Origin of the sequence: Mesorhizobium sp. NZP2077, from assembly GCF_013170805.1 — a bacterium.
In the GTDB taxonomy this organism is placed as follows: Bacteria; Pseudomonadota; Alphaproteobacteria; order Rhizobiales; family Rhizobiaceae; genus Mesorhizobium.
In genome coordinates, this window is sequence record NZ_CP051293.1 from 6,279,791 (window position 1) to 6,294,657 (window position 14,867).

Genomic DNA, 14,867 nt, shown 5'->3' on the forward strand with positions numbered 1-14,867 from the left:
TCTAATCGTCAACGCGGCCCCCACCGGCGCCGCGAGTGCGCGATCTTTCGCTTTCCGGCACATAGGTTCGGGCGGCAAACGCATTGAGCGCGGCAAGCGTCTCCCCTTCGATTGCCCCGCGCCTGCCCACGACCGGCTGCGCGATATGTAGATGGCGTTCGATGACGACATCGGCCCGAGGCAGCGCCGCAGGACGCGCCACGCGCATGATCGACCGGCGCAACATGGCGTCGAGCCAGACCGGCAGGGCGACTTCGAGGATCGTCAGCGGCATCACCTCCGCAGGTGGCGGATCGTCGAGCAAAAGCGCCGCCGTCCGGATCGGACAGAGCGGCCTTCCGGCATGGACATCGGCCTCGCCTATGCGCCAGCGTGCCGCGCGCAGAGGATCTGGCGGCGCGAAGGATTGAGCATTGTCGAGCAGGCCAAGCAAGGCCTGGCCCCAGTTTTCATCTTCGACGGCGATCCGGCGCGCCGCTCGCCCGATGTCCTCGGCCAGGCCCCATGAAAATCCAGCGCCTCGAGCCGCCTTGGTGCTCAGCGTCTCTACCTCGTTGAGGGAGAGGTCGATCATGCGACCTCTCCCATCGCCGTAGCTGTGGCGACATCCTCGATTAAGGGCTCGCCACTGAACAGCGCGATCCGCAGCCAGCGATCCGAGCGCGGATCGAAACTGCGCGCACCGAAAAACGCAAGCTTGGCGCGCAGTATGTCGACAGGCCGCAGATCGGCGCCGATCAGATTGTCGTGGATTTCGGCATAGGGAAATTTGGCGACGATCTGGGCGCGCCGCACGGCATGGCGCCACTCCGGCCGGCGAAGCAGAAACTCCGCGACACTGTCTGAAGCGGTTTCCTGCGCCAGCGCGGCAGCGAGCCTGAGCGCATCGCGCGCCGTTGCCAGGGGTTGTTCGAGGTCGGCTCCCTCCTCCTCGAAGCGTTCGCCAAGCCGGGGCTCGAGCTTCTCCGCCGAAACATACCAGAACCTTGCGTTGGCGGCCGGTTCAACGAAGTCGATATCTGCCGCCCAGGAATAACTGTCGAGAAGCATCTGGCGGAGCGAACCGCAGGTCATGCCGCCCTCGATCGCGTGCCCAGGCGTCTCGTCGGCTTTCATCGTCTCGCCGAGCTCATCGATCAGCGCGCCATGCGGCTCGAGGATCAACGCAACGCAGGCTTCCTGCCCTTCCACGGAGAACCGGTCTTCCGCGAAGCGATAGAGCGCATCCCAAGGCAACGGCTTCGCCAGGAGCTGATCGAGGTTTTCCGCCAGCGTACCGAGATCGTCGGCCAATGCCTGTGTTGCCGCGGCTTGACGGCCATCGTCGCTGTGCCAGCGGGCAACACGTTGGCACAGGTCGGCGAGCGCCGTCGAAAAGCCGCTTCGTTCCACCTCGCCGGCATACGGCTGGGCGCGAACCCTTGCCAGCGCGGTCTCACGCGCCAGGAACCAGCTATGCGTCAGCAGTGGATGGCGAACGAGGAAAGGGGCCATGCCCAAGCCTGTCGCATTGCCCACGCCCAGCGCCCGGCGCAGATCCGGCGCCAGCCTCGCCGCGCCGGCCGGATTGCGGCGATGGGCGATGTGATCGACCATATCAAGCGTGAAGGACCGGATCAGCCAGACCGTGAGCATCTCCGCCTGGAAGGAGCCGGCAAGCTCCGGCCGCGACGCGATCTCGTCGCGGTCGGCAATGCCGAACTTGCCGTTGCCATAGACCGCCGTGGTGCGCAGCAAATAGCCGACGCCGAGCAGTTGCTCCTCGTCCGGCTGTTGCCCTTGCGCCAGCGCCGCAGCCACCTCCTCGAACAGTCGCACGCTCTTGTTGGCACGCGCCAGCACCAGTTCGCGGCTCGTGTAGCGGCCGGCCTCCTGCAGAGGCGCATTCGCCTCCAGCCGGGCGACTTCGGCTTGATCCGGCAACCCGTCGTAAAGAACGTAGCTCGTGTCCCAGGCCTGCGCGATCACCCGGTCGGAGCGGTTTTCATCATCGAGCGGCGTCGAGAACGCGACAAGGCTGTAGACCCTTGCCGGCGTCTCGACCGCATAGACCGCGCGTCCGAAGCCACGGTTGTCCAGTTCGAACCGATCCTTGCGCACACGCCATTGTTCCTTGGTGGCGCGGCGGATTAGCTGGCGCAGGAAACTCAACCGCGTCGGATGTGCCGCGCCAAGCCGCTGCAGGCGCATGACGATCTCGGGCGGGCGCAATGCAATCATGCGGCAGTCCCGGCGAGCTTTTCGAGCGTGGCAAGCGTTTCCGCCGCCACCTCGATGCCTTCGCTTGTATTGCGCTCGCGCGCGGCAAAGCGCCGTGTCCCCGGAAGCCTTGCCTCGCCGGCGAAAGCGCCGACGACGATCTCCAGCGCTCCGGCGAACGCTCCACCCGAGGTGGCATCGGGTGCGACCGCCAGGAAGAATTGACCAGTCCCGGGGGGACCTCCGGCTGTGCCGGAGAACGGACTGGCGACAAGCCCTGGGTTGGCGCCGGTTAGGCATGCGGCGAAAATCTCCACCAGCAGGGCGGAGCCGACGCCCTTGTAGCCGCCGGCCGGCGCCATTGTGCCCTTCAAGGCTTCACTAGCATCGGTGGTGGTCACGCCGCTTGCGTCGAAGGCCCAGCCGGGAGGGATGGGTTCGCCGGCACGGGCCCGCTTGATGACTTCGCTCTTGGCGACGACACTCGCGCTCTGATCGATGACGAAGCGCGCGCCGCCTTGCCCGTCGGGAACCGCCAGCGACCAGGGATTTGTGCCAACGGCCGCCTTGCGGCCGCCCCAGGGCGCGATCGAGGCCGGCGCGTTGGTGAAGCCCAGCCCGACCAGGCCGTCCCGGGCGATCCGTTCCGTGTGATAACCAAGCGCGCCGCAGTTGTAGGAGTTGCGGATGGCAAGCGCCGCGAGACCTTGCGAGCGCGCCGCGTCGATCAATTGCGGCAGGCCGGCGGAAATGGCGGCGTGCGCGAAGCCATTGCTGGCATCGACAGCGACGACAGCAGGAGCCGGCCGTGTCAGGCGAGGCTCAGCCAATCCCATCACCTTGCCGCAGGCCAGATGTTCGCAATAGGTCGGCAGATACATCAGGCCGTGCGACTTCAGGCCGTCGCGTTCGGCCGCCGCGATGCCGGCGGCCAGCGCCCGGGCCTGTTCGTCACTGGCGCCGTGGCGCATCAGGGCCGTGCAGGCCAGCGTCTCGATCCGGGCTTGCGTCAGGCGCATCATCTGGTCACCCGCCATTCACGCCGCCGCATAACCGAATTCTCCCTCGCTCGCCCGCGTCTGCAGGCGAATGCATTCGATGAACCTGAGCGATGCCGGCTGCAGGTTACGGCCTTCCTTGGCGATCCAGCCGACCGTCCGGCTCGATCGTGGATCGGCAAGCGGAACGAAGCGAACGGCGTGGCTGGATTTCCAGCGGCAAAGCCGAGGCAGGATAGTCACGCCGAGCCCGGCCTCGACCATCGCCAGATTGGAGCTCACATTGCTCGCGGTAAGTTTCGAGCTGGCGGCAAGCGCCTCGATCTCGGCAATGCCAAGGGCTGCGGCCGCGCCATTCTCGATGAAGCTCTCGCTTTCCAGTTGCTCCCACGTCAATGGACGTTTCGATTTGGCCAGGGGATGATCGACCGGGCAGACGAAATCGAGCGGCTCCTGGAACAGCGGCTCGAAGCTGAGTTGCGGCCGCTTGGTTGCAAGCACGCACAAGCCGACCTCCACCATGCCGTTTTCGACCGCCTCGACGATGGCGTTGGAATCGCTGTCGCGAACATGGATATCGAAGCGGTTGCCTTCGGCGCGCAGCTGGGCGATCGCCCGTGGCAGCAAGGTCACGGCAACGGAAGGCACGCTTGCGACGTCACAGCGGCCCTCACGGTCGGCCGCGTAGCTGACGATGGCCAGGCACGCGCGATCATAGTGGGCGATGATTGCCCGCGCCTCGTCGAGCACGATGCGCCCCACGGCTGAAAGCGCAGCCTTGCGCTCGCTCTCGAACAGTGGCGCGCCAATGTCGTCCTCGAGCTGTTTGAGGGTCATCGACACGGCGGACGGCGAGCGGCCGATCTTATCGGCCGCGGCGCGCACGCCACCGGTCTCGCAAACCGCGACGAAGCTGCGCATGCCAATCAGGCTGATGGTTTTGGTCACTGTTAAGCTTGCCTGAACATTTGTACAAAAAATTAAGCTTGATTGAAGTTCACAGCATTGGTTAGGTCGTTGTCAACCGAATTGATGCAGGACGAATACGATGCTGACCGGACAGAACTTCGTTGCCGGCGAGTGGCGCGATGGCGCCGACTGGATCGAGGACAGCAATCCGTCGGACCTCACCGATAGTGTCGGGCGTTTTGCCCAAGCTGCATCGTCCGATGTTCACGACGCCGTAGCGGCGGCCCATGATGCTCAGCGAGAATGGGTGGCAGCCGGGCTCGAAGCGAGGGCCGCGGTTCTGGATGCCATCGGCCGTGAATTGATGGCGCGCTCGAAGGAGCTTGGCGAACTGCTGTCCCGTGAGGAAGGCAAGATCCTGGCCGAGGGCGTCGGCGAGGTCTATCGCGCCGGGCAGTTCTTCACCTATTTCGCCGCCGAGGCGCTGCGCAATCTCGGCTCTTCGGCGGACTCTGTCAGGGCCGGCGTGGACGTCCTGACAGAGCGCGAGCCGCTCGGCGTCGTCGCGATCATATCGCCGTGGAATTTTCCCATCGCCACCGCGTCCTGGAAGATCGCGCCGGCACTGGCTTTCGGCAATGCCGCCGTCTGGAAGCCGGCCAGCATCACGCCAGCCAGCGCCTGGGCCCTGACCGAGATCATCAGCCGGCAGGCCATTCCAAAAGGCCTTTTCAACCTCGTCATGGGATCGGGATCGACAATCGGCCGCGAACTCGCGGCCAATGCTGACATCCAGGGTTTGAGCTTCACCGGCTCCGGCGCCGTCGGGTCGGGTATCGCGGCATTGGCTGCGGCGCGGTTCGTGAAACTTCAGCTCGAAATGGGGTCGAAGAACCCATTCGTGGTCATGGACGACGCCGACCTCGACCGCGCCGTCGACCTTGCCGTGAACGGTGCTTTTGGCGGCTCGGGACAGAAATGCACGGCGTCCTCGCGTCTCATCGTCCACCAGCCGGTGCATGATGCCTTTGTCGAGAAGTTCCTTGCAAAAACCAAGGCGCTGAAGGTCGGCCATGCCCTGGAAGCCGGCGTCCAGATGGGGCCGGTCGTCAGCGCTGGACAACTCGGCGCCAACCTCGACTATGTGGCGCTCGGCAAAAGCGAAGGCGCCGAGCTTGCAACAGGTGGCGAAGCGCTGGAGCGGGCGCATCGGGGGCACTACATGGCCCCCACCGTTTTCCTCAACGGGCGCTCGCGCATGCGCATCAACCAGGAGGAAATGTTTGCGCCGATCACCTGCGTCATCACCGCCAATGATCTTGACGAGGCCATCTTCCTCGCCAACGACACGCCTTATGGGCTGACGGCGGGGATCGCCACGCGCTCATTGGCGCGCGCCACGAAGTTCCGCCATGCGTCGCGCTCGGGCTGCGTCATGGTCAACCTTGCGACCGCCGGCACGGACTATCATGTGCCGTTCGGCGGCATTCGTGCCTCCAGCTACGGCCCGCGTGAGCAAGGCCGTGCCGCGGTCGAGTTCTACACGCAGGTCAAGACGTCCTATATCCATGCGGGCGTACCCGAATGACCACCGATCAGCCCCAGGTGCTCATTGACGGGCTTCAATACTGCAACTGGTCGCGCGAGATCTTTCAACAGATGCGCCAGGGCGGCCTGACCGCGGTCCACGCCACTGTCGGTTACCATGAAGGTTTCCGCGAGACGGTACGCCACCTCGTCGATTGGCGCACACGCTTCCGCGACAACGAGGACCTCATCCTTTTGGCGCGCGACAGCGCCGACATCGAGCGCGCCCGCGCCACGAACCGGACGGCGATTTTCCTCGGCCTGCAGAACCCGATGCCGATCGAGGACGACATCGGCCTGATCGAAATGCTCTTCGATCTCGGCATCCGCTTCATGCAGCTCACCTACAACAACCAGTCGCTTTTGGGCTGCGGCTGGATGGAGAAGGAAGACAGCGGCATCACCCGCATGGGGCGCGAGGCGATTGCCGACATGAACCGGCTGGGCATGATCATCGATCTGTCGCACGCGGGCGAGCGAACGGCGCTGGAAGCGATCGCGCTGTCGCAAAAGCCGGTGGTCATCAGCCACGCCAATCCGCGTTGGCTTTGCGACAGCAACCGCAATGTTTCAAGGACCGTCATGCAAGCGCTGCGCGAGAAGCAGGGATTGCTCGGCCTTTCGCTCTACCCGTTGCATCTTCAGCAGGGCTCGGAGACGACGCTTCGGCAATTCGGCGAAATGGCCTCAGCAGCCGCCGAGATCATGGGAGCGGAGCAACTCGGCATTGGCTCGGATCTTTGCCAGGACCAGCCCGACAGCATCGTGCGCTGGATGCGCGAGGGCCGCTGGACCCGCCAGGCGATCAGGGGCGCGAGCTTTCCGGCTCAACCTTCCTGGTTCAGATCGAACCTCGACTTTCCCAAGCTTTCGGAAGGCCTTCTGTCGGCGGGCTTCGGCAAGGTCGAAACCTCGCTCGTGCTTGGCAATGCCTGGCATCGCTTCATCGTCACTAGCCTCCTTAACGTTGCATGACAGGAGACAAATCACCTCCCTGGCCTAGGTGGACCGCCTACCCCTCGCGAGCGCCAGCACGACCTGGGTCGTATCGTGGACAACGTCTGCTCTAAGGAAGTTGCGGAACTTACTCCCTTGACCGAGATAGACGCATCCGGCAGCTTTGGGGCCGGAAGCGGAACGTCTGCTTCCGAGATGATAGAGCCAGAAAGCCGACCTTTGTATTCAGCGTAGTGGGCCAACTGCAGGCACGACGAACGGAGCGACGAGCCTTACTTCACCGTAATGGCCATACCGCTGAGATCGGCATTGACTTGCAGGCCTACCTGCTTGCCTGAGAGTTCGAGTTGGGCGCCTTTTCATTGGTCCTGACGATCACCTGGGCCGCCTTGCCGAGCGCGCAGCCACCGCCCGCCGCACCGTAGAGCCAGTCGCTCCGGCATTCGCGGCGTTGGTTCCTGGCCAATAACCTATTGCTGTTTTGTCGCAAGTTGACGCACCAAGGCCAACGCTTGGCGTTTGCAACCGCTGCTCACCATCCATCCAAGAACTTCCAGCGGATTTTCAAGAACGGCGTTCTTTGGAAACGTTTTAATTTCGATCGACGCCGATGTCTTGTTGGTCTCGACGACAACAGATTTCACCTCGGGAGGAATACGGTCTGGAAGCGAGTAAGTGAGCTTACCGGCGCTCCAGACTATGCCGTTGAACGGCTCACCGTCGCCGATGCGAATCGAGAAAACCGCGCTCTGACCTATGCCCGAGCGCGCCAGAACCATTTCACCATCGCGGATGCAGGCAGGGGCGGATTCTTCGATGGACACTGCCCAAGGGTCGTCGAGGCCGCTCGGCGTGGAATAGTCGGTAGTGGTGCGCGAACCGCCGATGGACTCTGTTCTCTTGCGCTCATTTGCCAAGAGGACGGCTATCAGGTCAAGTTTTGAAGGCCCTTCGTTCGCGTTGGTAGTCCCCTGTAAACTGCCGGACGTCAATGCATCCTCCGTAACCACGAAGGAACTTGGACCCGAAAGCGCGTTCACGCTGCCGTCTTCGCCGAGCAGAGTGACGACCGTACCGGCTGGAACGTTGATGACGTCGCTTGGCATAAAGAGCTTGCCTGGCGGCAGTTCATCCACCACCGGCTGAGTCGACAGGACCACGTACTGGCTGCCGGCTGCCGCGTGTTGCGCCGTCACAAGGACGGTCGTCCCGACGATCAGGGAGGCGATCTGCGAGGTCGAACGCCGGAGGCTCATGTCACGATGACCTTATTTCCCGACAAGGTGAATGTCTGCTCCGAACTCTCCGCTTGCAAGACGGTTATGGTGAAAAGCGATCAGGCCGTCTTGCGGGTAGTTTTTGACCAACAACTTAAATGCCGCTATCGCACGCGTGTCGCCTGCGGCAAGTAGGGCATACGCGTTCAAATACTCCTCGTAGAGTATCGTATTTTCTGGATTACGTGTCATTGCCTCGAAAGTCTCGATGCCTTGGTTCTTGCCCTTAAGGTGTAGAACTCCAGCAGGGCGTAACAGGAAGCGCGTCGTCTGCCTCGCCACTTCGGAGCTGATGCAGTTTTTGGTGCCGATGTACTTGTTCGCTCCCTCAAGCCGGGCTGCGGCATTTACAGTATCTCCAATAGCTGTGTAATTGAAGAACCGATTTCCCCCGAAGTTGCCGACGATTGCCGGCCCGCCATGAATACCTATGCGCGTGGATCCGAGTGAATGGCCCCGTCGTGCCGATTTCTCTCGCAGCCGCTGCGCGTGGTCCTGCACAGCAAGTGCCAGAGACACCGCCCGCTCCGCTTGGTCATTTTGTGCTGCCGGAGCCCCGAAGAAGCCGACCACCGCATCGCCGATGACCTTGTCGATGGTTGCACCATGCTCGATAAATAACTCGCAGAGCCCGTTCAGATATTCGTTCAATACATCTGCGAGCACCTCTGGCGCGAGTTGCTCGCTGAATGACGTAAATCCCTCGACATCAGTGAATACACAGGTGAGCTCACGCTTCTCGCCACCGAGATGGAGAGCGTTAGGTTCCTTGACAATCGCTGCAACAACGGCCGGACTGACATATTTCGAGAACGCGTTCTGAATGAACTGGCGAGCCTTGGCGTCCCGTCTCCAAGCCAGGAAGCCAACGAACGCCGACAGGCCGACCACAAGCAATGCAGGGGCGACCATCGGAACGAGGATTGCGAACCGCGCGAACGCCCACGCCTCGCTGATCCATACCAGCAGCACCGTACAAGCGACCGCGACAGGTTTGAAGACCACCGGGATCGGCCGCCAAACGATCCACAAGCAGAACAGCCCGACAAGAAGCATTGGCGCATAGCCCACTGCAGGCCAAGGGGTCGTTATCCGATTCCCGGACACGAGCCTGGCTAACGAATGGGCGTGGATCGCGACGCCAGGGAGGACACCGATTTTCGCGCCGCTCAACAACGCGAACGGTGTCGGATGACGGTCTATTTGCTGTAGGTCTACACCGATAAGAACATATTTCCCCTCGAACCAGCTGAGCGGTGCCAGCGGAACGGCCTGTGCCGGATAGGTTGGAAAGCTGAAGGGCAGGCTGTTCGCCGTGCGGTAGTAGACCATCTCCTCCGGCCAGTGGCCACCACCAACGCCGGTTGATGCTGCGATCACAGCAGCAAAGCTTGGCATCCAGGCCCCGTCGCCTTCTCGACCGGGAAAGGCTCCACGGACCACGCCGTCGAGATTGTCATGCAACAATGCTGCAAGGCCCCGCTTTGCCGACGGAGCGAACGCGTTTAGATAGTCGGATTGCCTTTGGGTAAGGCCGTCAGTCCGCGAAGCCGAGGCGATCACCACAGGTACACTGGCGGTTTCGATGACAGTTTCGAGGCGGGAATCCTTTTCCGGCTCTGTTGCCTGGTCGAACAGCAGGTCGATGCCGATGGCAAGAGGGCGGGCCGACTCGATCCGAGCCAGGATGTCGGCCAAGAAGGCACGGTCCAGTGGTGAGCGGTATGGAAAATCCGCCAGGGTCTGTTCTGTTATTGAGACCACAACAATGTTGGGTGGAGGATGGGTGAACGGCGAGATAGAGACCATCATCACGTCGCGCAGGATATTCTCCCACGGCGGTGACACGAGAGCAGTCGAGAGGGCCAGCAGAATCAAATAGGCGAGCGATGCGGCGATCCCATTTCGCCCAACGCTGACGATTCGGCTAAGTGTCCACACGCCGAAACAGATCCTTAGTGCCAGTGAAGCGATGCTCGCAGCCAGCATACCCGTTCAGGCGCATCAAGCAAATTGTGGCGGGCCACTCGTCCGCAGCCCCGGGGGCATAGCTCTTTTCGGTTGCATTAGCCTCTGCTACAGTTCCCTTGGGGAGCCGTTTCTGCCATGCGCAGCGCTTTCATTCTTTTGGTTCTATTGCTTGCCACTGTTTCGGGACACGCAGTCGCCGAGAAACGCGTTGCGTTGGTCATTGGCAATTCGGCCTACCAGCATGCCGTCCAACTAGCCAATCCGAAGAACGATTCCTCCGACATAGCTGCCAAACTTGAAAGCCTTGGCTTTCAGGTCGTGAGCGACCAAGACCTCGACTTGGCGGGAATGCGTCGCACGGTCCGCCAGTTCTTGGAGAAGCTCGACGGTGCCGACATGGCACTTTTTTTCTATGCCGGACACGGTCTGCAGGTGAACGGCAGCAACTATATGGTGCCGGTGGATGCACAGTTGTCCAGCTACAACGACCTCGACTTTGAGGCCCTTCCGATCGACCTCGTACTTTCAGCGATGGAGCGCAGCACCAAGGTCAACCTCATCTTCCTAGATGCTTGCCGGGACAATCCGTTCACCGAGAAGCTTTCCCGCTCGATGGGGACGCGCTCCGGTTCCGTGAGTCGGGGTCTGGCCAGGCTTGGCAGCGGAGTCGGCTCGCTCATAGCTTTCGCTACACAACCGGGCAATGTCGCCATGGACGGAGCGGGGCGGAATTCTCCATTCACGACTGCACTGGTCGCGCACCTCGGCACGCCGGGGCACGATATCATGCGCGACCTCATGGATGTGCGCCGCGATGTGCTGGCCGCGACAGATGGCAAGCAAGTGCCCTGGGAGAACTCTTCGCTCACGGGCGAGGTAGTGTTGGAGCCTCTCGCAACGGAACCGAAGGCGGCATCTGCCCCCACTTCACAGTCGACGTTGCCGGACAATGCAGTCGAACTTGCATATTGGGCGACTATCAAGGACTCGACCGACAAGAGCTTCTTCGAGGCGTATTTGCAGCAATTTCCGGGGGGCGCTTTTGCACCCCTTGCGAAGTTGAAGATCGACGCGATCGACAAGCGCATCGAAACGGAACGACAGGTGGCGCACCGGCCGGAGACGGAGCGCGCCAAGGGGACGGAAGTCGCAAGCCTTGAACACCCCGACCCGCTGGCGCAGTCACCGTCAGGCGACATAAATTCTGGCGAACTTACGCTGGCCACTCAAGCGGAACTGGTTCGCCTGGGGTGCCTAGCCGGCCATGCCGACGGCAAGTGGGGCTTAAGCAGCCGCAAAGCACTTCAAGACTATGCCGACCGGCAAGATGTCAAGCTTGCATCGTTGGAACCGACGGCGGGACTTCTGGAAAAACTAAGGGCGGTCGGAGCTCGTATCTGCCCGCTTGCTTGTGAAGTCGGAACGGTGATGCAGGGCGATCATTGTGTGCCTCAGACGAGCAGGCTAAGCGCCTTCAATGGCACATGGAAATTAGTCAGACGAGCCACAACGGATTGCGGCGACTGGCGAGAACTCTCAACATATCTCGTCATAAGTGACGGCAAAGTATCGTCTAGCTCCGGATTTACTGGAAGTGTTTCTAGCAGCGGCGCAGTCAATATAACGCATTCCTTTATTGATAAAGGAAAAAGAGGCGGGAACACCCTCACCGGTGTCATAAAAGGTAACAACGGAACTGGCAAATTCAAAGGGACCGGAGCCGGCAGCGGGTGTTCAGGGAAAATTGTCATGGACAGAATGTAGATGGCATCTCGTGACCGAACGCGCGCGCGCAGTATTCAACCAATACGTTGTCGAAAGTCTCAATAGTCCCGCACTCAGAGGATTTCCCATCCTGAGTCACGTCTTCTACCTCAACTGGCAGCCGGGGAGCAGCATATCCCAAATGCGGAGATGGTCGGTGAGCTTGGGCCGCTTTCTGCTGCGCTGTTGGCCGCGAGGACGTAGCTGGGGCCGCCCTTGCTGACTCGGTTCGACTCAGGGGCCGAATACGATGCCCAAGACAGCGGTCGAATGTACAGTGATATCGAACATGGCAAACTTTGAGGTTCTCCGTCTGCCCGTGCATCAAGCGGGATAACTCTAGTTTTTGCATCAAACGGTGCCGAAAACCCATAACTGGTAGGTCATCTGAAATCAGCGAAAGGATTCGCGCCCCGATGACCCTCCCCCAGTTTGCCTATGCAAATGCTCGCCGTCTCGTATCTCGTCGCCATGGTGGCGTTGTGGGCAGGCCATTAGCGACCGTCACGCGCCTTGGCGTAGGCGTTGCCGGTGCGCTTGGCGTCGGCCTTCGCATAGTCGGGCGTATAGATCAGATCGACGTTCCGACTTTGGCATTCGCCGCACTTCATCCTGGGCAGCAGCGTCGCGCATGGCTGGCGTGTCGGCGCCGAGCGTGTCGCGTAGGCGCACTAGATCAAGCTCCTGCCTATGGTTGCAACTGGCGTTCCGGCAATGCGCGGTGATCTGCATGCCCGCGTCTATCAGCGATTGGAATGTCCAGCTCATAGGGGACACGATACTGGCGACTGGCCCGCACTGAATTTTCTGTTCGCTATTTGTTAGTGAACCTAATTGACTGCCGCTCGCTGGGAACCAAGCCGAAAAGCGCAAGTTTGGCAATTGATTTGAGCCAGGCAGGAAACGGGTGGCGGCTTCCTCGGCCAACGCCCAGACTCGCCCGATACTCCACGGGAGATTGATCGATGTTTGGATTGTTGTCGTTCCATGAGATCGCTGCAAGACGGGGCGACGGTCTGCGTCCAGAGTTCTTCGGCCTGCTTCGTGAGCAGCCTCTTCGGGAAAGGCTGAGGGTCATTACCGGTGGGCTGACGGAACCTAGCCAACTGTCACCTGCTTCCGATATGAGCTGCGAGCCATCGGCTTCTCGGCTTCCTGCGCATCGATAAGCGCAAATCTCCCAAGCGTGCCAGTGACGCCGGCGGCCATTGCTGGGTCATATCTGGACTTCGACTAGCGTCGGTCGCATTCTCCGGTTAGGAGATGGGCTATGGGCCTCCAAGGGCAAAAGGGTTCTCAGCCTAGAAGGCGGCGCAGACGTTCGTTGTTGGAGCAGCGGGCGCTAATCCCGGTCCTGTTATGCGGCGTTGCCGCTGCAAGCTACTTCATCCCGCAAAGCGAACAACACCCCCTTCCGACTGTGCATCGGCTGGGCGGGTCCAGCGCGCCGAATGGCTGCAACATAAAAGGCAATATGAGCGTCGAGACCGGCGGGCGCATCTATCACATGCCAGGTCAGCGCTATTACGACGAGACAGTGGTAAACCCAGCCAAGGGCGAGCGCTGGTTTTGCTCTCAATGGGAAGCGTGGTGGGCAGGCTGGCGAAAATCTAAAGTTTGACCATTCAGCTGCGGCCGGGAAGCTGTGGGCCAAGGGACTTCAGTCTTAGTTGAGCAATTACTAAGATGCCTATAGCTTAGGCAGTGCGGGGGACGATCCCAATCGCCAAAAGCCAAAACCCAACCCGCGATGGCCGGTGCCCACCCAACCCTAAAAACACTACAGCACCGGCCATCCTTTGGGGTCGCAGCCAGTCAGACCTTTGCGCCAATCGATACGAAAAACTTTCAATCTTTTGATTAGAGATCGCTAACATGCTATCTGTTTCGTGAGAGGCGGAACATGGGACAGCCGCACGATATTTTGCATTCGTGTGGATTGCCTTCGCCGGCGATGCCGACGCCCACGACTGGTACACAGGTAAGACCGACCCTGTTCTCCACTATCGATGCTGCGGCAAGCGAGATTGCCACCCGATCGATTCCAGCGATGTCAGATCAACAAGAGAAGGTTACCACGTCAAGCAACCTCATCCATACTTTCGAAATGATCCGCCAACAGGGGAATGGTTTATCCCACGAGAGCGTGTTCAAGCAGCTCCGCACGAGCAATATCATATCTGCGAGACTTTGGTGCCAACGCGCCGCGAAGGTGGATTCAGAATGAAATGGACGTGCTTCTTCGCGCCTAGGGGAACAAGTTCGATCCAGCCACTTCGTTAGATGGTGTCTCTGCCGGCCATATCTGCTTGTCACCCAGCATCAAGCGGTAACTTCCATCCAGACGATCGGTGACGGTCTCCGCCTCTACCCAGTACGCCTCCGGCGAAGGCCGCCTTGCGCGAGCATGGCACGGTAGCGAGGCTGCGCTCTTAAGGTCGTCCTTACGAGCGAAGTTAGCAGCACAGCATGAGCCATGTGACGTTATTGACCGGACCGGAGCGTCGTCGTCGTTGGCGTGAAGAGGATCAGTTCCGGATACTGGCCGCGGCATTCGCGCCCGGGGCCACGGTGGCAGCGGTAGCGCGTCAGTACGATGTCGCGACCAGCCTGATCTATAAGTGGCGCCGAACGCTGAGAGCCCGCGAGACAGGCTTTGCGGAAGTTGTCGTGGTTCCCGATGAGCCTGTCGCCGCTTCGGTGCCGGCGGCGGCCCCAGCGGTGATCGAGCTGGAGATCGCCGGCAAGGTGCGGCTGCGGATTCCGCTGACCACACCGCCGACACTCGCGGCGGCGATGGTGAAGGCGCTGGGCGTTTCATGATCCCGGTTCCGAGCCAGGTGCGGATCTGGTTGGCGGTCGGCCGGACCGATATGCGTCGCGGAATGCAAGGCCTCGCTCTGCAGGTCCAGGAGACGTTGGGCCGGGATCCGCATGCCGGGGATCTTTATGTCTTCCGAGGCCGCAGCGGCAATCTGATCAAGATTATCTGGCATGATGGGCTCGGCATGTCGCTGTATGCAAAACGGCTCGAAAAGGGCCGGTTCCTATGGCCGTCGCCGGCGGACGGCACGGTTTCCATATCACCGGCGCAGCTCGCCTACATGCTCGACGGGATCGATTGGCGCAACCCGCGCCACACGTTCCGCCCCCAGCGCGCGGGCTGAGTTTTTCTTTGAGTTTGCGCCATTTTCCGCGAGTCAGC

General features: G+C 61.1%; 12 protein-coding genes. 6 read left to right on the forward strand and 6 right to left on the reverse strand.

Going from position 1 to position 14,867, the window contains the following annotated elements:
• Position 1: 1 nt before the first annotated feature.
• Genes HGP13_RS31065 through HGP13_RS31080 form a run of 4 tightly spaced genes read right to left on the reverse strand, consistent with a single transcriptional unit; the run spans position 2 to position 4,145 of the window.
• Positions 2–574, reverse strand: coding sequence for a DUF3726 domain-containing protein (locus HGP13_RS31065; protein WP_210266333.1), 573 nt, complete (start codon positions 572–574; stop codon positions 2–4).
• A complete protein-coding gene (locus HGP13_RS31070) occupies positions 571–2,220 on the reverse strand; it encodes a hypothetical protein (RefSeq protein ID WP_172233119.1) in 1,650 nt (549 codons plus the stop codon). The genes HGP13_RS31065 and HGP13_RS31070 overlap by 4 nt, the downstream gene beginning before the upstream one ends.
• Positions 2,217–3,236: an Ldh family oxidoreductase gene (locus HGP13_RS31075; protein WP_246707178.1), complete on the reverse strand. Its 1,020-nt coding sequence runs from the start codon at positions 3,234–3,236 to the stop codon at positions 2,217–2,219. The genes HGP13_RS31070 and HGP13_RS31075 overlap by 4 nt, the downstream gene beginning before the upstream one ends.
• Complete coding sequence (locus HGP13_RS31080) at positions 3,237–4,145, reverse strand: LysR family transcriptional regulator (RefSeq protein ID WP_172233122.1); 909 nt, start codon at positions 4,143–4,145, stop codon at positions 3,237–3,239. It lies immediately after the preceding gene.
• Positions 4,146–4,245: 100 nt separating this feature from the next.
• Between HGP13_RS31080 and HGP13_RS31085 the strand changes: the two genes are divergently transcribed.
• Both HGP13_RS31085 and HGP13_RS31090 read left to right on the forward strand, forming a co-directional pair.
• Positions 4,246–5,694, forward strand: a complete 1,449-nt coding sequence (locus HGP13_RS31085) for an aldehyde dehydrogenase family protein (protein ID WP_172233125.1) — start codon at positions 4,246–4,248, stop codon at positions 5,692–5,694.
• Positions 5,691–6,668: a membrane dipeptidase gene (locus HGP13_RS31090; RefSeq protein ID WP_172233128.1), complete on the forward strand. Its 978-nt coding sequence runs from the start codon at positions 5,691–5,693 to the stop codon at positions 6,666–6,668. The genes HGP13_RS31085 and HGP13_RS31090 overlap by 4 nt, the downstream gene beginning before the upstream one ends.
• Before the next feature lie 452 nt (positions 6,669–7,120).
• On the opposite strand, the gene HGP13_RS31095 is transcribed toward HGP13_RS31090, so the two are convergent.
• Positions 7,121–7,906 carry a hypothetical protein gene (locus HGP13_RS31095; protein ID WP_172233131.1) on the reverse strand — a complete coding sequence of 262 codons (786 nt, stop codon included), beginning with the start codon at positions 7,904–7,906 and terminating at the stop codon, positions 7,121–7,123.
• Between the two features lie 12 nt (positions 7,907–7,918).
• Positions 7,919–9,916, reverse strand: coding sequence for an adenylate/guanylate cyclase domain-containing protein (locus tag HGP13_RS31100; protein ID WP_172233134.1), 1,998 nt, complete (start codon positions 9,914–9,916; stop codon positions 7,919–7,921).
• Between the two features lie 117 nt (positions 9,917–10,033).
• On the opposite strand from HGP13_RS31100, the gene HGP13_RS31105 reads away from it, so the two are divergent.
• From HGP13_RS31105 to tnpB, 4 genes are all read left to right on the forward strand, one after another.
• The gene (locus HGP13_RS31105) at positions 10,034–11,662 is read left to right on the forward strand and encodes a caspase domain-containing protein (protein ID WP_172233137.1); all 1,629 of its coding nucleotides are present in this window, start codon (positions 10,034–10,036) and stop codon (positions 11,660–11,662) included.
• Positions 11,663–12,932: 1,270 nt separating this feature from the next.
• Positions 12,933–13,283, forward strand: coding sequence for a hypothetical protein (locus HGP13_RS31115; RefSeq protein WP_172233140.1), 351 nt, complete (start codon positions 12,933–12,935; stop codon positions 13,281–13,283).
• Between the two features lie 848 nt (positions 13,284–14,131).
• Entirely contained in the window at positions 14,132–14,485 is a 354-nt protein-coding gene (locus tag HGP13_RS31120) for a transposase (protein WP_172223789.1), read from the forward strand.
• Positions 14,482–14,829 carry an IS66 family insertion sequence element accessory protein TnpB gene (gene tnpB, locus HGP13_RS31125; protein ID WP_006201720.1) on the forward strand — a complete coding sequence of 116 codons (348 nt, stop codon included), beginning with the start codon at positions 14,482–14,484 and terminating at the stop codon, positions 14,827–14,829. The genes HGP13_RS31120 and tnpB overlap by 4 nt, the downstream gene beginning before the upstream one ends.
• Positions 14,830–14,867: the final 38 nt, after the last annotated feature.